Annotated in this window: 13 protein-coding genes; 5 read left to right on the forward strand and 8 right to left on the reverse strand. The window is 72.7% G+C overall.

Going from position 1 to position 19,822, the window contains the following annotated elements; translation table 11 throughout:
• Positions 1–107 precede the first annotated feature (107 nt).
• From aceE to ACFY61_RS00635, 5 genes are all read right to left on the reverse strand, one after another.
• Positions 108–2,792, reverse strand: coding sequence for a pyruvate dehydrogenase (acetyl-transferring), homodimeric type (gene aceE, locus ACFY61_RS00615; RefSeq protein ID WP_389464996.1), 2,685 nt, complete (start codon positions 2,790–2,792; stop codon positions 108–110).
• A 233-nt stretch (positions 2,793–3,025) separates the two neighbouring features.
• Positions 3,026–3,649, reverse strand: coding sequence for a GntR family transcriptional regulator (locus ACFY61_RS00620; RefSeq protein ID WP_389465893.1), 624 nt, complete (start codon positions 3,647–3,649; stop codon positions 3,026–3,028).
• 132 nt (positions 3,650–3,781) lie between these two features.
• Positions 3,782–5,566, reverse strand: a complete 1,785-nt coding sequence (sucB, locus tag ACFY61_RS00625) for a 2-oxoglutarate dehydrogenase, E2 component, dihydrolipoamide succinyltransferase (RefSeq protein ID WP_389464998.1) — start codon at positions 5,564–5,566, stop codon at positions 3,782–3,784.
• A 54-nt stretch (positions 5,567–5,620) separates the two neighbouring features.
• On the reverse strand, positions 5,621–7,009 hold the full coding sequence (gene lpdA / locus ACFY61_RS00630) for a dihydrolipoyl dehydrogenase (RefSeq protein ID WP_389465001.1): 1,389 nt from the start codon (positions 7,007–7,009) through the stop codon (positions 5,621–5,623).
• A 296-nt stretch (positions 7,010–7,305) separates the two neighbouring features.
• Positions 7,306–8,838, reverse strand: a complete 1,533-nt coding sequence (locus ACFY61_RS00635; RefSeq protein ID WP_389465004.1) for a leucyl aminopeptidase — start codon at positions 8,836–8,838, stop codon at positions 7,306–7,308.
• Between the two features lie 357 nt (positions 8,839–9,195).
• Here ACFY61_RS00635 and ACFY61_RS00640 point away from each other — a divergent pair, with 357 nt between their 5' ends.
• The 5 genes from ACFY61_RS00640 to ACFY61_RS00660 all read left to right on the forward strand — a co-directional run bounded on the left by ACFY61_RS00640 (position 9,196) and on the right by ACFY61_RS00660 (position 15,901).
• Positions 9,196–11,235, forward strand: coding sequence for a hypothetical protein (locus tag ACFY61_RS00640; RefSeq protein ID WP_389465007.1), 2,040 nt, complete (start codon positions 9,196–9,198; stop codon positions 11,233–11,235).
• 98 nt (positions 11,236–11,333) lie between these two features.
• On the forward strand, positions 11,334–12,854 hold the full coding sequence (gene pelF, locus ACFY61_RS00645) for a GT4 family glycosyltransferase PelF (RefSeq protein ID WP_389465010.1): 1,521 nt from the start codon (positions 11,334–11,336) through the stop codon (positions 12,852–12,854).
• A complete protein-coding gene (locus ACFY61_RS00650) occupies positions 12,851–14,389 on the forward strand; it encodes a hypothetical protein (protein WP_389465013.1) in 1,539 nt (512 codons plus the stop codon). Before pelF ends, ACFY61_RS00650 begins: the two co-directional genes overlap by 4 nt.
• Positions 14,390–14,402: 13 nt before the next feature.
• Complete coding sequence (locus ACFY61_RS00655) at positions 14,403–15,059, forward strand: spherulation-specific family 4 protein (RefSeq protein WP_389465016.1); 657 nt, start codon at positions 14,403–14,405, stop codon at positions 15,057–15,059.
• Positions 15,056–15,901: an endo alpha-1,4 polygalactosaminidase gene (locus tag ACFY61_RS00660; protein ID WP_389465018.1), complete on the forward strand. Its 846-nt coding sequence runs from the start codon at positions 15,056–15,058 to the stop codon at positions 15,899–15,901. Before ACFY61_RS00655 ends, ACFY61_RS00660 begins: the two co-directional genes overlap by 4 nt.
• Here ACFY61_RS00660 and ACFY61_RS00665 read toward each other — a convergent pair.
• From ACFY61_RS00665 to ACFY61_RS00675, 3 genes are read right to left on the reverse strand one after another with little or no spacing between them, the layout of a single operon-like run.
• The gene (locus ACFY61_RS00665; protein ID WP_389465021.1) at positions 15,898–17,172 is read right to left on the reverse strand and encodes a sensor histidine kinase; all 1,275 of its coding nucleotides are present in this window, start codon (positions 17,170–17,172) and stop codon (positions 15,898–15,900) included. The genes ACFY61_RS00660 and ACFY61_RS00665 overlap by 4 nt on opposite strands.
• Before the next feature lie 40 nt (positions 17,173–17,212).
• The gene (locus ACFY61_RS00670) at positions 17,213–17,935 is read right to left on the reverse strand and encodes a hypothetical protein (protein ID WP_389465023.1); all 723 of its coding nucleotides are present in this window, start codon (positions 17,933–17,935) and stop codon (positions 17,213–17,215) included.
• On the reverse strand, positions 17,932–19,758 hold the full coding sequence (locus tag ACFY61_RS00675) for a phosphatidylglycerol lysyltransferase domain-containing protein (RefSeq protein WP_389465026.1): 1,827 nt from the start codon (positions 19,756–19,758) through the stop codon (positions 17,932–17,934). The genes ACFY61_RS00670 and ACFY61_RS00675 overlap by 4 nt, the downstream gene beginning before the upstream one ends.
• Between the last annotated feature and the right edge of the window lie 64 nt (positions 19,759–19,822).

Raw genomic sequence — 19,822 nt, forward strand, 5'->3', positions numbered from 1 at the left:
CCAAGCATCCTGGGTCCGCCCCCGCCCCGCCACCGCGTGTACGGCGAAAGGCCGGTGTCCGCCCCGCAAGGGGCCGACACCGGCCTTGTGGCTCCGCTCGGACGGCCCTACAGGCCGTAGCGCTCCCGGGCCTCCTTCACGGCCGAGGCCGGGACCTCGCCGCGGCGCGCCAGCTGGGCCAGCGCGGCGACCACGACGGACTGCGCGTCCACACCGAAGTGGCGGCGGGCGCCCTCACGGGTGTCGGACAGACCGAAGCCGTCCGTGCCCAGCGAACTGTAGTCCTGCGGGACCCACTGGCTGATCTGGTCCGGAACCTGACGCATCCAGTCGGAGACCGCCAGCACCGGGCCGGGCGCGCCCTCCAGCACCTTGGTGACGTACGGGGTGCGCTCCTCGCCGCGCAGCAGCGCCTCGTCGCACTCCAGCGCCTCGCGGCGCAGCTCGCCCCAGGACGTCGCGGACCAGACGTCGGCGGCCACGTTCCAGTCGGCGGCCAGCAGCTTCTGGGCCTCCAGGATCCAGTGGATCGCGGTGCCCGAGGCCATCAGCTGGATCTTCGGGGCGTCGGCGGCCGGGGCGGCCTCGCCGAGGTCCGCCGCCGTGTTGAAGCGGTACAGGCCCTTGACGATGCCCTCTTCCACACCCGCCGGCATGGCGGGCTGCGGCTTCGGCTCGTTGTAGACCGTCAGGTAGTAGAAGACGTCCTCGGGCTTCTCCCCGTACATCCGCTCCAGACCGTCCTTGACGATCACCGCGATCTCGTACGCGAAGGCCGGGTCGTAGTTGAGCGAGGCCGGGTTGGTGGCCGCGATCAGGTGCGAGTGGCCGTCCGCGTGCTGCAGGCCCTCACCGGTCAGGGTGGTGCGGCCGGCCGTGGCGCCCACGATGAAGCCCTTGCCGAGCTGGTCGGCGAGCTGCCACATCTGGTCGCCGGTCCGCTGCCAGCCGAACATCGAGTAGAAGATGTAGAACGGGATCATCGTCTCGCCGTGCGTCGCGTACGACGTGGCGGCGGCGATGAAGTCGGCCATGGCGCCGGCCTCGGTGATCCCCTCGTTGAGGATCTGGCCGTCCTTGGCCTCCTTGTAGTACATCAGCTGGTCGCGGTCGACCGGCTCGTACGTCTGGCCCAGCGGCGAGTAGATGCCGGCCGACGGGAACAGCGACTCCATGCCGAAGGTGCGGGCCTCGTCGGGGACGATCGGCACCCAGCGGCGGCCGGTCTCCTTGTCCCGCATCAGGTCCTTGACCAGCCGGACGAAGGCCATGGTGGTGGCCATCTCCTGCTTGCCGGAGCCCTTCAGCAGCGGGGCGTACGACTTGTCGGCCGGCTGCGGCAGGGCCACCTGGTGGACCCGGCGGGCCGGGGCCGGACCGCCGAGGGCCGCGCGGCGCTCCTGCAGGTAGCGGACCTCGGGGGAGTCGGCGCCCGGGTGGCCGTAGGGGACGACGCCGTCGGCGAAGGCGCTGTCCGGGATCGGGAGTCCGAGCAGGTCGCGCATGCCCTTGAACTCGTCGATCGTCAGCTTCTTCATCTGGTGGTTCGCGTTCTTCGACTCGAACCCGGCACCCAGCGTGTAGCCCTTGACGGTCTGCGCCAGGATGACCGTCGGCGCGCCCTTGTGCTCCAGGGCGGCCTTGTACGCGGCGTAGACCTTGCGGGGCTCGTGGCCGCCGCGGGAGGTGTGGAAGCACTCGGCGATCTTCGCGTCGGACAGCAGGCCGGCGAGGGCCACCAGCGCCGGGTCGCCGCCGAAGAAGTGCTCGCGGATGTAGGCCACGTCACGGGTGGCGTACGTCTGGAACTGCGCGTCCGGGGTCTCGCGCAGGCGGCGGACCAGGGCGCCGGTGGTGTCCAGCTGGAACAGCTCGTCCCAGGCGGAGCCCCACAGGGTCTTGACCACGTTCCAGCCGGCGCCGCGGAACTGGGCCTCCAGCTCCTGCACGATGCGGAAGTTGGCGCGCACCGGGCCGTCGAGACGCTGCAGGTTGCAGTTGATCACGAAGGTCAGGTTGTCGAGGCGCTCACGGGCCGCGAGGGCCAGGGCCGCGGTCGACTCCGGCTCGTCCATCTCGCCGTCGCCGAGGAAGGCCCAGACGTGCGAGTTGGAGGTGTCCTTGATGTTCCGGTTCTGCAGGTAGCGGTTGAACCGCGCCTGGTAGATCGCGGACAGCGGGCCGAGGCCCATGGAGACCGTCGGGAACTCCCACAGCCAGGGCAGGCGGCGCGGGTGCGGGTACGACGGCAGGCCGTTGCCGCCGGACTCCTGGCGGAAGTTGTCGAGCTGCTGCTCGGAGATGCGCCCGTCGAGGAAGGCGCGGGCGTAGATGCCGGGGGAGGCGTGGCCCTGGATGTAGAGCTGGTCGCCGGACCCGTCGGCCTCCTTGCCGCGGAAGAAGTGCTGGAAGCCGGTCTCGTAGAGCCAGGCCGCGGAGGCGAAGGTGGCGATGTGGCCGCCGACGCCGTACTTGGAGCCGCGGGTCACCATGGCGGCCGCGTTCCAGCGGTTCCAGGCGGTGATGCGGGCTTCCATCTCCTCGTCACCGGGGAACGCGGGCTCCGCGGCGGTGGGGATGGTGTTGACGTAGTCCGTCTCCAGGAGCTTCGGCAGCGCCAGACCGGCGGCCTCGGCGTGCTGGAGCGTGCGACGCAGCAGGTACTCGGCGCGGCGGCTGCCGGCGGCCTTGGCGACGGCGTCGAGGGAGGCCGCCCACTCGGCGGTCTCCTCGGTGTCGCGGTCCGGGAGCTGGTCGAGCTCGCTCGGAAGCTTGGCTACGGGGTCGGACATCGCTGTGCGCCGCCTTCCAGAGTAAGGAGGGGGGTGAAGAAAGGAACCCTGACTGGCAGGACAGGGCCGGTGGACCCGGTTGGGGCCCGCCGACGACTGTAAATCCCTGATCGATGATCGATCAAAGGAAAGTGTCGAAAAAATGGCCGGATCACAAAAGTCGGCACGCAGTGCCGCCGTGATAGGCACCCAGTGCCGGATGATCCGGGTCAAACCGGACGCCGATCAGGGGGTCAGGCGCGCGGGGCGCACCCCAGGACATGCCGCTTCACCAGCAGCCCGATCTCCGGATCCTGCCTCCGGAAGGCCTGGATCAACGCCTCGTGCTCCTCGGCGTACGACTTCTGCACCGTCCCGAGCCAGCGGATCGACAGGGCCGTGAACACCTCGATGCCCAGGCTCTCCCAGGTGTGCAGCAGCACGCTGTTGCCGGCCGCCCGCACCATCTCCCGGTGGAAGCCCACCGTGTGCCGCACCTGCGCCGTGCCGTCCTCCGCCCGGTCCGCCTCCCACAGGGCCGCCACGTGCGGCTCCAGGGCGCTGCAGTCGGCCGCCAGGCGCGGGGCGGCGAGCTCCGCCGCGATCTGCTCCAGACCGGCCCGTACCGGGTAGATCTCCTCCAGGTCCGCCGCGGACAGGTTCCGCACCCGGACGCCCTTGTTCGGCGCGGACTCGATCAGCCGCAGCGTCTCCAGCTCGCGCAGGGCCTCCCGCACGGGCGTCTGGCTGACCTCCAGCTCCACCGCGATCCGGCGCTCCACGATCCGCTCACCGGGCTTCCAGCGCCCGCTGACGATGCCCTCCACGATGTGCTCGCGGATCTGCTCGCGCAGCGAGTGCACCACGGGTGGGGTGATCATCGGGGCTTCATCTCCTGGGGTTCGCGCAGGGTCCTGATGAGAGTACTGATGCGTAGACAATACGGCGGCGCCCCCGTCCGGAAGGGTTCCGGACGGGGGCGCCGACGGTGAGGCTGGTAACAGCGGCCCTTACAGGCCGAGCTCGACCTCGAACTCGCCGGCCTCCAGGATCGCCTTGACGGCGCCCAGGTAGCGGGCGGCGTCCGCGCCGTCCACCAGGCGGTGGTCGTAGGACAGCGTCAGGTACGTCATGTCGCGGACCGCGATGGTCTCGCCCAGGTCCGGGTGGTTGATGACCACGGGACGCTTGACGGTGGCGCCGATGCCCAGGATGGCGACCTGGTTCGGCGGCACGATGACGGTGTCGAACAGCGCACCGCGCGAACCGGTGTTGCTGATGGTGAAGGTCGCGCCGGACAGCTCGTCCGGGGTGATCTTGTTGTTGCGGACCTTGCCGGCCAGGTCGGCGGTCGCCTTGGCGATGCCGGCCAGGTTGAGGTCACCCGCACCCTTGATGACCGGGGTCATCAGGCCCTTCTCGGAGTCCACGGCGATGCCGATGTTCTCCGAGTCGAAGTAGGTGATGGTGCCCTCGTCGTCGTTGATCCGGGCGTTGACGACCGCATGGGCCTTCAGCGCCTGGGCCGCGGCCTTGACGAAGAACGGCATCGGGGAGAGCTTGACGCCCTCGCGGGCCAGGAACGAGCCCTTGGCCTTCTCGCGCAGCTTCATGATCTTGGTGATGTCCACCTCGACCACGGAGGACAGCTGCGCCTGCGAGTGCAGCGCCTTCATCATGTTGTCGCCGATGACCTTGCGCATGCGGGTCATCTTGACGGTCTGGCCACGCAGCTCGGACACCGCGGCCGGAGCCTTGGCGGCCGGGGCGGCGGCGGGGGCCGGAGCCGCGGCGGAAGCCTTGGCGGCCTCGGCGGCGGCCAGGACGTCCTGCTTGCGGATGCGGCCACCGACGCCGGTGCCCGTGACCGTGCTCAGGTTGACGCCGGACTCCGAGGCGAGCTTGCGCACCAGCGGGGTCACGTACGCGCCCTCGTCGCCGGCGGCGGCCGGGGTGACGGGGGCCGGGGCGGCGACCGGGGCGGCCGGGGCGGCCGGAGCCGGAGCGGCGACCGGGGCGGCGGGCGCAACCGGGGCCGGAGCGGCGACCGGAGCGGCCGGGGCGGCCGGAGCCGGAGCGGCCACCGGAGCAGCGGGCGCGGCCGGAGCCGGAGCCTCAGCCGGGGCGGCGGCCGGAGCCGGAGCGGCCGGAGCCGGGGCGGCGGCCGGAGCGGCGCCGGCGACACCGATGACGGCGAGACGGGCGCCGACCTCGGCGGTCTCGTCCTCGCCGACCAGGATCTCCAGCAGGGTGCCGGAGACCGGCGCCGGGATCTCGGTGTCGACCTTGTCGGTGGACACCTCCAGCAGCGGCTCGTCGGCCTCGACCGTCTCGCCGACGGCCTTCAGCCAGCGGGTGACGGTGCCCTCGGTGACGGACTCGCCCAGCGCGGGCAGGGTCACGTCGGTACCGGAGGCGGCGCCGGCGGGGGCCTCGGCCGGGGCCGGGGTCTCGGCCGGTGCGGGGGCGGCCGGGGCCTCGGCGACCGGGGCCGGGGCGGCCGGAGCCGCGGGGGCCTCGGCGGCGGCCGGAGCGGCAGCCGGCGCAGCCGCGCCGGAGCCGTCGTCGATGACGGCGAGCTCGGCGCCGACCTCGACCGTCTCGTCCTCGGCGACCTTGATCGAGGCCAGGATGCCGGACACGGGGGAGGGGATCTCGGTGTCGACCTTGTCGGTCGACACTTCGAGAAGCGGCTCGTCGGCCTCGACGCGCTCGCCCTCGGCCTTCAGCCAGCGGGTGACAGTGCCCTCTGTGACGCTCTCACCGAGCGCCGGAAGGGTTACGGAAACCGCCATGGTTTCTGTTGCTCCTTACGAATGTGCGGAAGTGGTCGTCGCGCCCGTGACTGACTAGTCGTGTGCGTGCAGGGGCTTGCCGGCCAGGGCCAGGTGGGCCTCGCCGAGCGCCTCGTTCTGCGTCGGGTGCGCGTGGATGAGCTGCGCGACCTCGGCCGGCAGGGCCTCCCAGTTGTAGATCAGCTGGGCCTCGCCGACCTGCTCGCCCATCCGGTCGCCGACCATGTGGACGCCGACCACGGCACCGTCCTTGACCTGGACGAGCTTGATCTCGCCCGCGGTCTTCAGGATCTTGCTCTTGCCGTTGCCCGCCAGGTTGTACTTGAGGGCGACGACCTTGTCCGCGCCGTAGATCTCCTTGGCCTTGGCCTCGGTGATGCCGACGGACGCGACCTCCGGGTGGCAGTAGGTCACGCGCGGCACGCCGTCGTAGTCGATCGGGACGGCCTTGAGGCCGGCCAGGCGCTCCGCGACGAGGATGCCCTCCGCGAAGCCGACGTGCGCCAGCTGCAGGGTCGGGACGAGGTCGCCGACCGCGGAGATGGTGGGCACGTTGGTCTGCATGTACTCGTCGACCAGGACGTAGCCGCGGTCCATCGCGACGCCCTGCTCCTCGTAGCCCAGGCCCTGGGAGACCGGGCCGCGGCCGATGGCGACCAGCAGCACCTCGGCCTCGAAGGTCTTGCCGTCGGCCAGGGTGACCCGCACGCCGTTCTCGGTGTACTCGGCCTTCTCGAAGAAGGTGCCGAGGTTGAACTTGATGCCGCGCTTGCGGAAGGCACGCTCGAGGATCTTGGAGCTGTTCTCGTCCTCGACCGGGACGAGGTGCTTGAGGCCCTCGATGACGGTGACGTCGGTGCCGAAGGACTTCCACGCGGAGGCGAACTCGACGCCGATGACGCCGCCGCCCAGGATGATCGCCGACTCCGGCACGCGGTCCAGGACCAGCGCGTGGTCGGAGGAGATGATCCGGTTGCCGTCGATGTCCAGGCCCGGCAGCGACTTCGGCACGGAGCCGGTCGCCAGGAGGACGTGGCGGCCCTGGATGCGCCGGCCGTTGACGTCCACGGAGGTCGGGGAGGACAGACGGCCCTCGCCCTCGATGTAGGTCACCTTGCGGGAGGCGACCAGACCCTGCAGACCCTTGTACAGGCCGGCGATGACGTCGTCCTTGTACTTGTGCACGCCCGCGATGTCGATGCCCTCGAAGGAGGTCTTGACACCGAACTGGGCCGCCTCGCGGGCCTGGTCCGCGATCTCGCCCGCGTGCAGCAGAGCCTTCGTGGGGATGCAGCCGTTGTGCAGGCAGGTGCCGCCGAGCTTGTTCTTCTCGATCAGGGCAACGTCCAGACCCAGCTGGGAGGCGCGCAGCGCCGCGGCGTAACCGCCACTGCCACCGCCGAGGATCACTAGGTCGAAAACGGTGCTGGCGTCGTTCGCCACGTCACGTCCTCCATGCATGTGCGCCGTACGCCGGTCCTCGATGACCGGGCGGCGGCTGGTAATCGGCCGCTTTTCTTCGGCCCTGTGGTGGGGGCCCTGTCCTGCCGAGAACCCATCTTCGCATTTGTCAGGGGAACGCGGGACGCCGGGCCCGTACTGTGGCAGGTCGATCTGCCCGATTCGGTGGTTACCGTTGCGTAGATTCCCACCGAATCCCGTGACTTTCGTCGCGAGCGAACGCACCCCCGGGAAACCGGGGGTGCGCTGTCTCACACCGCGGTCCGCCGACCGCCGGCTCAGCCCAGGTCGCCGGTGGCCGTGCGCTCGGCCAGCCGGACCAGGGTGCGCACGGCCGAGCCGGTGCCGCCCTTGGGGGTGTAGCCGTACGGGGCGCCCTCGTGGAAGGCGGGGCCGGCGATGTCCAGGTGGGCCCAGGTGATGCCCTCGCCCACGAACTCCTTCAGGAAGAGACCGGCCACCAGGCCGCCGCCCATCCGGACGCCCATGTTCGCGATGTCCGCGGTGGGGGAGTCCATGGACTTGCGCAGGTCGGTCGGGAGCGGCATCGGCCAGGACTGCTCGCCGACCTCCTCGGCGATCTCGTGGACCGTGGTGCGGAAGGCGTCGTCGTTGGCCATGATGCCGAAGGTCCGGTCGCCCAGCGCCAGCACCATGGCGCCGGTCAGGGTGGCGACGTCGACGATCGCGTCCGGGTTCTCCTCGGAGGCCCGGGTCAGCGCGTCGGCCAGGACCAGGCGGCCCTCGGCGTCCGTGTTCAGGACCTCGACGGTCTTGCCGCTGTACATGCGCAGCACGTCGCCGGGACGCGTGGCGGAGCCCGAGGGCATGTTCTCGGCGAGCGCCAGCCAGCCGGTGACGTTGACCGGCAGGCCGAGCCTCGCCACGGCGACCACCGCGGAGAACACGGCCGCGGCACCGGACATGTCGCACTTCATGGTCTCGTTGTGGCCGGCCGGCTTCAGGGAGATGCCGCCCGAGTCGTAGGTGATGCCCTTGCCGACGAAGGCGAGGTGCTTCTCGGCCTCCGGGTGGGTGTACGCGATCTTCACCAGGCGCGGCGGGTTCTCGGAGCCCTTGCCGACGCCCATGATGCCGCCGTAGCCGCCCTTGACGAGCGCCTTCTCGTCCAGCACCTGGACCTTCAGGCCCAGTTCCTTGCCCGTGGTCTGCGCGACGGCGGCGAAGGCCTCGGGAGTGAGGTCGTTCGGGGGGGTGTTGATCAGGTCACGAGCGATGTTCACCTCGTTCGCGACCACCTTCGCGCGCTCCGCGGCGGCCTTGTGCTCCTTGTCGCGCGGCTTGGCACCCAGCAGGGCCACCTCGGCGAGCGGCAGCTTGGCGCCGTTCTCCTTCGCGCCGCCGTTCTTCCCGACGCCCTGGTACGCGGTGAAGGCGTACGCGCCCAGCAGCGCGCCCTCCGCCACGGCCGTGACGGCCGAGGCGTCCTCCAGCGGCAGCGCGAACGCGGCCTTCTTGCTGCCGGTGAGCGCCCGGGCGGCCGCACCGGCGGCCCGGCGCAGCGCCTCCTCGTCGTACGACTCGTCCTTCTCCGGGACCGGGCCGAGGCCGACCGCCAGCACGACCGGGACCTTCAGACCGTCCGGCGCGGGCAGCTTGGTGACCTCGCCCTCGGCGCCCGAGGCACCGAGCGCGTCGAGCACGGCGGCGAGCTTTCCGTCGAACGCCTTGTCCACGGCCTCGGCGCCCGCGGCGGCGACCGGGCCCTTGGGGCCCTTCGCCACGCCGACGACGAGGGCGTCCGCGCGGAGCGTCGCCGCGCCGGCAGTGCTGAGAGTCAGAGCAGTCACGGTGGTGAAGTCTCGCTTCCGTATGTGTGATGTGGGCAGTGGCCCTCGCCGGGGTCGCCGGTCGACGCAGCCGATCGTAAGCGGGCCCGGCGGCCGCCGGGAACGAGCGTACGCGTCCGCGGTCCCCCGCACGCCACTCGAAGGTTTGGCAGATTGTTCGATCAAGGGGCCGTCAGGTTCACCCATCCGTGGCCACTGTTCAAGGTTTGCCTTTTACACCTGACGAGGTCCGCGAGACTCGACCCACTCTCGCAAGGGGACGCGGGGTCCCTTTGCATGATTTCCACAGAGCCTCCCCGGCCCGGCACCGACCGCCAAGGGCCGCGTCGAGGGATGCCTGCGGGGGGAAAGGCCGGCATGGTCAACAGGAACCGGATGAACAGGGCCGCAGCCGCATGGGTCGCGGCGGCCCTGGTGTCCGTAGCGGTACCAGCAGCATCACCCGCAGCGGCCGCCGAGGCGGCCGCCACACCCCGAGTCGACCTCAGGGTGCTCGTCGTCGACGACGGCGGCACCTCCGTGGAGGCCATCACGACGGAACTGAAGGACTCGGGGGTGCCCTTCACCAGGATCGAGCTGAGCCGGTCCGACCGCCCCACCGTCGACGCGGCCTTTCTCGCCGACACCGTCGACGGCCGGCCGCGCGCCAAGTACCAGGGCGTCGTCCTGCCCAACGAGAACCCGTTCGGCGAGGACTCGCCCGAGATGGCCGCCCTCGCCGCCTACGAGACCGCGTACGGCGTCCGCCAGGTCGACGCCTACACCTGGGCCCACCCCGGCGTCGGCCTGGAGTACACCGACAACGGCGGCTACGCCGGCCAGCTCGACGGCACCGCCGCCACCGTCACCCCGGCCGGCCAGGCCGGACCCTTCGGCTACCTGCGCGGCCAGGTCGACTTCGAGGACAACTCGTCCCTGATCCCCGAGAGCTACGGCTTCATGGGCAGGCCGCGCCCCGGCTACACCAGCTACCTCGACGCCCCCGTGGGCTCCGGCCGGGCCTCCCTGCTCGGCGAGTACACCCACGACGGCCGCAGCGAACTCGTCGTCACCTTCGGCTACAGCCAGCACCAGCGGCAGTACCGGCTGCTCGCCCGGGGCATCGTCGAATGGCTCACCAAGGGCGTCCACCTCGGCCGGAGCCGCAACTACTTCGCCGTCCACGTCGACGACGTCTTCGCCCCCGACGCCCGCTGGAACACGCAGCTCGACTGCACCCCCGGCGACTACGCCTGCCCCGGAGGCGAGGGCCTGGAGAGCGAGATCCGGATGACCGCCGCCGACGCCGTCCACGCCGCCCAGTGGCAGCAGCGGCAGGGCTTCAAGCTCGACATGGTCTTCAACGCCGGCTCGGGGGAGGAGTGGAAGGCACAGCACGGCGGCACCGACGCCATGACCGCGCAGCTGCTCGCCGACAAGGCCCGGTTCCGGTGGATCAACCACACCTACACCCACCCCTTCCTCGGCTGCGTGCAGAACACCGCCACCGTGCCGTGGAGCTGCACCGCGAACGCCCAGGGCGCGGTCCAGTACATGAGCCGCTCCGAGATCGCCGCGCAGATCCGCGACAACCACGACTGGGCCGCCCAGCGCGGCATCCCGCTCGACCGCACCGAACTCGTCACCGGGGAGCACTCCGGGCTGAAGACCCTCCCCCAGCAGCCCCAGGACAACCCCAACCTGGCCGGCGCCCTCGCCGACAACGGCGTCCGCTGGATCGCCAGCGACAACTCCCGCGAACCCGCCCAACGGCCCCTCGGCAACGCCCAGACGGTGCCCCGGCACCCGATGAACGTCTACTACAACACCGGCACCAACGCCGAGATGGCCGACGAGTACAACTGGATCTACACCAGCCGTGCCGACGGCGGCAGCGGCATCTGCGAGGACAACCCCGCCACCTCCACCTGCCTGCCCGCACCGCTGGACACCGCCACCGGCTACCTGTCGTACATCGTCCCCCAGGAGGCCCGGACCGCCCTGCGGCACGTACTCGCCAACGACCCGCGCCCCCACTACGTCCACCAGTCCAACCTCGCCGAGGACCGCACCCTCTACCCCGTCCTCGACCAGGTCCTCGACACCTACCGCGCGCTGCACGCCGACAACACCCCGATCGTGAACCAGAGCCAGAAGGACACCGGCGTGGAACTCCAGCGCCGCGCCGCCTGGGACAAGGCCCTCGCCGAGGGCAGGGTCACCGCCTACCGCATCGGCGACACGGTCACCGTCAAGGCCCCCACCGGGGTCCTCGCCCCGGTCACCGCGCCCGAGGGCACCCGCAAGCAGCTACTCCTCGGCACCACCGGATACGGCACCGCCTACGCCGGCACCCGCTCCGCCTGGACCGGGCCCGAGCTGCTCCAGAGCGCCGTCACGCTCAGGCTGCCCGGCTGACCCTCCGGTCTCCGGCACACGCGCACACCCAGCGCCGGCGCTCCGTCACGACCCACGGGCGCCGGCCCCTTTTCTGTCCTATGGGGGGACTTACACACATGAGCCATGGGCGTCATGTCACCATGCTCACCGAAGGCACCTACCCGCACGTCCACGGGGGCGTCAGCACCTGGTGCGACCAGCTCGTCCGCGGGATGCCCGAGGTCGACTTCAACGTACTCGCCCTCACCGGCACCGGCCGCGAACCCGTCACCTGGGAGCTGCCCCGCAACGTCTACCGGCACACCGCCTTCCCGCTGTGGGGACCGCCGCCCGCCCGCGGCCGCCGCACCGCCCTGCGCGGCCGCGACCACCGCCGGTTCACCGCGACCTACGAGCAGTTCCTGCTCTCCCTGCTCCAGCCCGGCCACGGCGGCTTCGGCCAGGCCCTGCGCGAGCTGGCCCGGCTCGCCCGCTCCGGCCGGCTCGCCCCCGCCCTGCGTTCCGAACCGGTGCTCCGCACCCTGATGCGCGTGTGGACCCGCCCCGGACTCACCACCGCCGGCGCCGCGCCCACCCTCCACGACGCCCTCACCGCCACCGACCTGCTGGAACACGCCCTCCGCCCGCTCACGGTCCGCATACCCCCGGACAGCATCGCGCACGCCGTCAGCAGCGGGCTCGCCACGCTCCCCGCCCTCGCCGCCAAGTACCTCGACGAAGTGCCCTTCCTCCTCACCGAGCACGGCATCTACCTGCGCGAGCGCTACCTCGGCTACCGCACCGCCCAGTACCGCTGGCCGGTCAAGGCCCTGCTCCTCGGCTTCTACCGCGAGCTCAACTCCGAGGGCTACCGCCAGGCCGACCTGATCACCCCCTGCAACCGGTACAACCGGCGCTGGGAGGAACGTGGCGGAGCCCCCGCCGACCGGATCCGCACCGTCTACAACGGCGTCGACCCCCACACCTTCCCCGAGGCCGGCGCCGAACCCGAGGTGCCCACGCTCAGCTGGTGCGGCCGCATCGACCCCATCAAGGACCTGGAGACCCTGATCCGCGCCTACGCCTTCATGCGCGCGGAACTGCCCGCGCTGCGACTGCGCCTCTTCGGGCCGGTCCCGGCCGGCTGCGAGGAGTACCGGACGCGGCTGGAACACCTCGCCGCCGAACTCGGCGTCACCGACGGCATCACCTACGAGGGCCGCATCTCACGGGTCGCGGACGCCTACGCCGCCGGCAGCGTGGTGATGCTGTCCAGCATCAGCGAGGGCTTCCCGTTCAGCATCATCGAGGCCATGTCCTGCGGCCGGACCACCGTCTCCACCGACGTGGGCGGGGTACGGGAGGCCGTCGGCGACACCGGCCTGGTCGTCCCGCCGCGGGAACCGGAACTCATGGCCCGCGCCACCCTCGCCCTGCTCCGCGACGACGCGCGCCGGGCCGAACTCGGCCGCCTGTCGAGGCAGCGGGTGGTGGAGAAGTTCACCCTCGACCAGTCCGTGGACGGCTTCCGGCACATCTACCGCGAACTCGCCGGAGCCGGCGGTCCGCTGCCCGCCGTACACGCGGGCGAGGCCTGGACCAGGCGGCTCACCGGCACCCTCCAGCGGGAGCTCGCCGCGGACGGGAGCGCGCCGTGAGCGGATCCCTCTGGCTCCGCCCGCCGCGGGCCGCCGCCACCGCGGTCGCCCTGCCCGCCGTCCCCCGGCCCCGCCGCGAGGGCCCGGCCGCGGCCGACCCGATGGAGGAACTCGCCGAGCGGCTCGACCCGTTCATCGCCGCCGCCGTCCACCCCGACGAGATCGCCGCGGTGCTGGAGTCCGACGGCATGACGGACGAGCACATCCGGCTCACCTACGGCCGCGACGACTCCTTCGGCCTCGCCGAGGACCTCTACGCCCGGGTCCCGCGCGCCTTCCCCGAACCCGCCGCCACCCCCGACCCCTGGCGGGTCCCGCTCACCGCCTGCCTCCTCCGCGGCGTGATCTTCGCCCTGCCCGGCCTGGCCTACCTCCTCGGCGCGCCCCTGCTCGAAGGCCCGCCGGACCGGCTGGGCCTGCCCGCCGGGACGCTGACCCTGCTGGCCGGCGCGCTGATCGGCTGGGTCTGGGACCAGACCCTGTCACACCGCGCGTACTCCTGGCTCGGCCTCGGCGACCGGGCGGCCGCCGGACGCACCCTGCTCGTGGGCGCCCCGGCCGGCGCGCTGCTGGGAGCGGCGGCCTCGCTGGCCGTTCCCGGCGGGCCGGCCTTCAGTTACGCCTTCGCCGCCGGGCAGGCCGTGTACGTCGGCGCCGCGACCGTACTGCTGGTGCTGGGCCGTGAGCGGCTGCTGTTCTGCGCGCTCGGCCCGATGGCGGCGGGTGCCGTGACCTGCCTGGTGGTGGACCTGCCGGTGCCGCTCCGCATGGCGCTGCTGCTGGTGTCGCTGGCCGCCGCCTGCGTGCTGGCCGTGCGGGAGCTCCCGCTGGCCGACGGCGTACGGGCGGCCGCGCGCCGGCTGCGCCGTACGGGCGGCCGCCGGCAGGCCGCCGGCCCGGTCCGCTGGCGGACCCTGCGGGGCGTCGAGGACGACTTCGCCGCCCGCGGGCCGCGGCTGGCGGACTCCGTCCCGTTCGGGGTGTTCGGCCTGGGCACCGGACTGCTCGTGCTGTACGCGGCGCTCGGCGAGGTCCTGGCCGGAGGCCCCGCGGAAGCCGTGGCAGCCCCGTCCGCGGTGGCCCTCACGCTCAGCATGGGCCCGGCGGAGTGGCTGCTCCACCGGTTCCGCAGCGGCAGCCTGGCCGGGCTGCGGGCGGCGCGTTCCACCCGTGCCTTCCGCCGGGCCATGGCCCTCACCCTCGCCCGCTGCCTGCTCGGCTACCTGACCGTGCTGCTCGCCCTCGGCGTGACGGGCACCCTGCTGTGGCCGGACGCGCCGGGCCTCACCCCGGCCCGGATCGCCACTCTGCTGCTGCTCGGCACGGTGATGTGGACCGGCCTGCTGCTCCAGTCCTTCGGCGCGGTCCGGATCGCGGCGGCGGTGTGCGCGGCCGCCGCCCTCGGGCAGAGTGCGGCCCTGCTGGCCGGCCTGGCCCAGCCCCGGCTGTTGCAGCTGCTCGTGGCGGCCATGGCGGCGCTGGTCCTGTCGACCCTGGTCTGCATCCTCCTCGGCCGTGCCACGGCCCACCGCTGACGGGAAGGACGTCATGCTGCTGGTACCCCTGTACGAGCATCCGGCCGCCCGGCCCGACGCCTGGGACGCCCTGGTGAGGAACGCGGAACGGATCCACTCGGTGGTGCTCAACCCGGCCAGCGGGCCCGGCCGGGCCGCCGACGAGGGCTTCGCGGCGGCCGCCGCCCGGCTGCGGGAGGCCGGGGTGGCCGTCCTCGGCTACACCGACACCGACTACGGGCGCCGGCCGCACGGCGAGGTGGTCCGCGACCTGGTCCGGTACCGCGACTGGTACGGGGCCGACGGGGCCTTCCTCGACCAGGCCGCCGCCGACGGCGAGCTGCTGCCGCACTACCGGCGGCTGGCCGTCGCGGCCCGCGCGGCCGGCGCCCGCACGCTCGTCCTCAACCACGGCGCGCACCCGCACCCCGGCTACGCCGAACTCGCCGACGTGCTGGTCACCTTCGAGGGCCCCTGGGACGCCTACCAGGAGGCCGAGGTGCCGCGCTGGACCGCGGGCCATCCCGCGCTCCGGTTCTGCCACCTCGTCTACGCGGTGCCGCCCGGGACCGCCCCGGACACCGCCGCCGCACTGGCCGCGGACCGGCACGCCGGGGTGTACTGCGCCGTCCCGGGCGCCGGGGCGCACCCGTGGGGCACCCTGCCGTACGCACTGGAGGCCGCCCGGTGAACCGCCGCCGACCGCCCGTGCCGCAGCGGCGGCGCCGCCGCCCGCGGCTTCGCGCCCCGCTGCTGCTGGTGCCGCTGCTGCTGCTCGCCGCGTGCACGGCGGCCCCCGAACCGCCCGGCCCGCCGGACCCGGTGCCGGGCGAGCGCTGGCGGCCCGCTCCGGGCACCGCCTGGCAGTGGCAGCTCTCCGGCCGGATCGACACCTCCGTCGACGTACCGGTGTACGACATCGACGGGTTCACCACCTCGTGGGAGACCGCGGCCGCCCTGAAGAAGGACGGCCGCCGCCTGATCTGCTACCTGTCCACCGGCGCCTGGGAGGAGTTCCGCCCCGACGCCGGCCGGTTCCCCGGGGAGGTGCTGGGCCGCGGCAACGGCTGGGAGGGCGAACGCTGGCTCGACATCCGACGCACCGACGTGCTGGAGCCGCTGATGGCCGAACGGATCGACATGTGCCGGAAGAAGGGCTTCGACGCGGTGGAGCCCGACAACATGGACGGCTACCTCAACACCACCGGGTTCCCGCTGACCGCCGCGGACCAGCTCCGCTACAACCGGCTGATCGCCCGGCTCGCGCACGACCGGGGCCTCGCGGTGGGCCTGAAGAACGACCTGCCGCAGATCCCCGAGTTGGTCGGGGACTTCGACTTCGCGGTCAACGAGCAGTGCGCGCAGTACGGCGAGTGCCACCGGCTCGCCCCGTTCACGGCGGCCGGCAAGGCGGTCTTCCACGCCGAGTACGAGCTGCCCACCTCACGGTTCTGCGGGCTCTCGCGGGAACTGCGGCTGAGCTCCCTGGAGAAGAAGTACGAGCTCGGCGCTTGGCGCCGCACCTGCGACTAGCGCTCGGGCGCCAGGACCGGTTCCGGCGCGGCCGGCTGGAGCGGCAGCACCACGTGCACCCGGTAGCCGCCGCCGTAGCGGGGGCCCGCGAAACAGGACCCGCCCAGGGCCCCGGCCCGCTCGCGCATGCCGAGCAGGCCGTGGCCGCCGCCCGGTTCGCCCGCCGCGCCGGGGCCGGGGGAGGAGTCCGCGGAGGTACCGCCGTCGTCGAGGACGGTGATCTCCACCGACACGCCGACCCGGACCACGCTCACCTCGGCGCTGGCGCCCGGCCCCGCGTGCTTGTGGACGTTGGTCAGCGCCTCCTGGATCACCCGGTACGCCGCCAGGTCCACGGCCGCCGGCAGTGGCCCGTCCGACTCGTCCAGCAGCAGCGACACCGGCAGCCCGGCGTGCCGGAAGGTGTCCGCCAGGGTGTCGAGCAGGGCCAGCCCCGGCGCCGGCTCGGTCGGCGCCTCCGGGTCCCCGGACTGCCGCAGCAGCCCGACCGTGGCCCGCAGCTCGTTCAGCGCCGAGCGGCTGGCCTCCCGTACGTGGGCCAGGGCCTCCTTGGCCTGGTCCGGGCGCCGGTCCATGACGTGGGCGGCCACCCCCGCCTGCACGTTGACCAGGGCGATGTGGTGGGCCACCACGTCGTGCAGGTCGCGGGCGATCCGCAGCCGCTCCTCGGCGACCCGTCGCCGGGCCTCCTCCTCCCGGGTCCGTTCGGCCCGTTCGGCCCGCTCCCGGATGGCGTCGACGAAGGCGCGCCGGCTGCGGACCGCGTCACCGGCGGCCGCGGCCATTCCGGTCCAGGCGAAGATGCCGAGGTTCTCCTGCGCGTACCAGGGCGCCGGCCCGGACAGCATGGCCACCGCGGTGAGCGTGGTCATGGTGAGGAGGCCGACCCGCCAGGTGGTGGGCCGGTCGCTGCCGGCGGCCACCGTGAACAGGGCGATCACCGCGCACATGGCGACCGGCGCCCGGGGGTCCCCGGACACCAGCTCCAGCAGGGTCAGCCCCCCGGTCGCGACCAGCACGGCCCGGGGCCAGCGTCGGCGCAGCACGAGCGCGCTCGCGCCGAGCACCATCAGCACGAAGGACAGGGGCTGCGGGGAGCGGGTGCCGAACGTGGGGCCGTGCGGCCCGTGCGGGTCGGCGAAGGAGCCGAGCACCATGCAGACGAGCGCCCCGAACGCCAGCACGGCGTCCGTGGCCAGCGGATGCGTCCGCGCCCATCCCCACAGCGCGCCGAAGGGCCCGCTCCGCGCACCCGGGTATGTCGTCGTCACCCGCCTACGGTACGGCCTGCCCCCGGTGGCCCGGTCCCGCTCAGTCGCCGCTCGGGCTTGACCGGGGGCGGGGGCCGAGCCCCGGCGGCGGGGCGGGGGTCCGCCGGTTCCGGAGGGTGACGGCGGCGCACAGCAGCAGCACCGCGGCGACCGCGGCGAGGTGCTCCTCGCCGGCCAGGTTGTCCTTCACCAGCACCTCCGCGGCCATCGCGAGGACCACCAGGCCACCGGTGAGGTGCGCCCCGTAGCGCCAGCAGACGAACACGGCCAGCCCCACCACGGCCGCCGAGGGCCCGGTGTCGTTGACCAGCCGGTCCGACTCCGGCAATCCCAGGGGGTGTTCAGGGCCCAGGGCGAGGCCCACCCGCGCGTAGGTGGTGCCGGCGAGCGTCGCCAGGTAACCGACCGCCAGCGTCCGCCACCAGCCGACGCAGATCTCCGCGATGCCGAACACCAGCAGCATCTGCGCCAGCGCCCCCCACACCGGCAGGTCCGGGGCCGGCACGAACAGCGACAGGGGAGTGCGCAGCAGCGCCTGCCACAGAGGGTCGGCGGCCCTCACCGACCCCACGTCCTGGACGAACCCGTAGCCCCAGGCCTGGTTCTGGACGATCTGGAACACCAGGGTGAGGCAGACCGCCCCGAGGGTCACCGGAGCCGCCCGCCACCCCCGCCGCACCAGCGCGCCGCGCACCGTGCCGTACAGCGGGCCCCACTCGCGGCGGGCGAACCGGCGTACGGCGGGGTGCGTCGGCGGCGTCAACGCATCGTCTCCAGGTGTTTGCGGTGCAGCCACTTCGGCAGGCCGGGCGCCTCCAAGAAGCCCTCGGCGCGGCCCGCCGCGATACCGATGCGCAGCAGGTCCGAACTCTTCTCGAAGAGCATGAACCGCGGTTCCCAGATCGGCCGGTATTTGGCGTTGGCCCGGTAGAGGGACTCGATCTGCCACCAGCGGGAGAAGAAGCTGAGCAGGGACCGCCACAGGCGCAGCACGGGTCCGGCGCCCAGCCGGGAGCCGCGTTCGAAGACGGACCGGAACATCGCGAAGTTGAGGGAGACCTGGGTGACCCCGATCTCCCCGGAGCGTTGCAGGAGTTCGATGACCATGAACTCCATCAGGCCGTTCTCGGAGTCGCGGTCGCGGCGCATCAGGTCGAGGGACAGCCCCCTGGGCCCCCACGGCACGAAGGACAGCAGCGCCCGCAGTTCGCCGGTTCCGTCGGTGCACTCCAGCATCACGCACTGGCCGTCGGCGGGGTCGCCCAGCCGGCCCAGGGCCATGGAGAAGCCGCGTTCGGTGGCGCCGTCGCGCCAGTCGTCGGCGCGGCGCAGCAGCTCGGCCATCTCCTCGGCGGGGATGTCCGCGTGCCGCCGGATCCGCACCTCGTAGCCGGCCCGCCTGACCCGGTTGTACGCCTGCCGCACGGTCCGCATGGCGCGGCCCTCCAGGGTGAAGTCGGCGGTCTCCACGATCGCCTCGTCGCCCAGTTCCAGCGCGTCCAGGCCGTGTCGGGCGTAGATCGTGCCGGCCTCCTCGCCGGCGCCCATCACGGCCGGCACCCAGCCGTGCTCACGGGCCTCGGCCAGCCACGGCTCGATCGCGCCCGGCCAGGCCTCCGGGTCGCCGATGGGGTCGCCGGAGGCCAGCGAGACGCCGCCGACCACGCGGTAGGCGATGGCCGCCTTGCCGGTGGGGGACCAGATGACGCTCTTCTCGCGGCGCAGCGCGAAGTACCCCAGCGAGTCGCGGTCGCCCTGCTTGGCGAGGAGGGCGCGCAGCCGCTCCTCGTCCTCCTCGGTGAGCGGGTCGACGGCCCGGCGGGAGCGGAACGCGGCCAGCAGCACGGCCAGCAGCAGCAGGAAGGACATGACGTTGATGAACACGTCGACCCAGCCGGGCGTGACGATCCCCGGGTAGCCCCGGTCGCTCTCGGCGAGCGTGACCAGGCGCATCACCCCGTACTTCCAGCGGGCCAGGAACGGGGCCTCGGTGCCGGCGGGCACGGTGTTGGCGGCGCCCACGAGCAGCGCCGCGACCAGCGAGGTCAGCAGCAGGCCGACGGCGGCGACGGCGGAGGCCAGGGCCGGGTTGGACCGGTCGCCCCTGGCGTAGAACTCGCGGCGGCCCAGCAGCAGGGCGGCCACGAAGGCGGCGGTCAGGCCGAGGGAGACCCAGTTCTGTGCGTGCTCCCGGATCTCCGGGTAGCCGGGGGTGCAGAACGCGGCGACGAACAGGACCAGCAGCAGCCCGGCGAGCACCAGGTTCAGGATCCACGCGGCCCGCTTGCGGCGCCCCATGGTGACGGCGAGCAGCAGCGAGAACAGGCCGGAGCCGAAGCCCGCGGTGAGCAGGTACGGGGTGTAGAAGTCCTCGGTGTTGTGGTCGCGCAGGTCCTGCCCGAGCGAGACCCACACGGCGCTGAGGAAGTTGACGAAGGTGACGACGCGCAGGTACCAGACCGCGAAGCCGGCCGCGCGGCGTGACCGCGCGCTCCCCCTGCCGCCCCCGGCCCCGGCCCGGCCCTCTTCGGTCCTGCTGTTGTTCTGCCGGTCGGTTTCTGCGCTGGTCAAACGGACCTCTCCCATGAAAAGCGATCATATGGGGCATCGCGATTCCTGCGAGATCCAGAGGGCGGCGGCCTGGTCGGGG

The organism is Streptomyces sp. NPDC012888 (assembly GCF_042900645.1).
GTDB lineage: Bacteria > Actinomycetota > Actinomycetes > Streptomycetales > Streptomycetaceae > Streptomyces.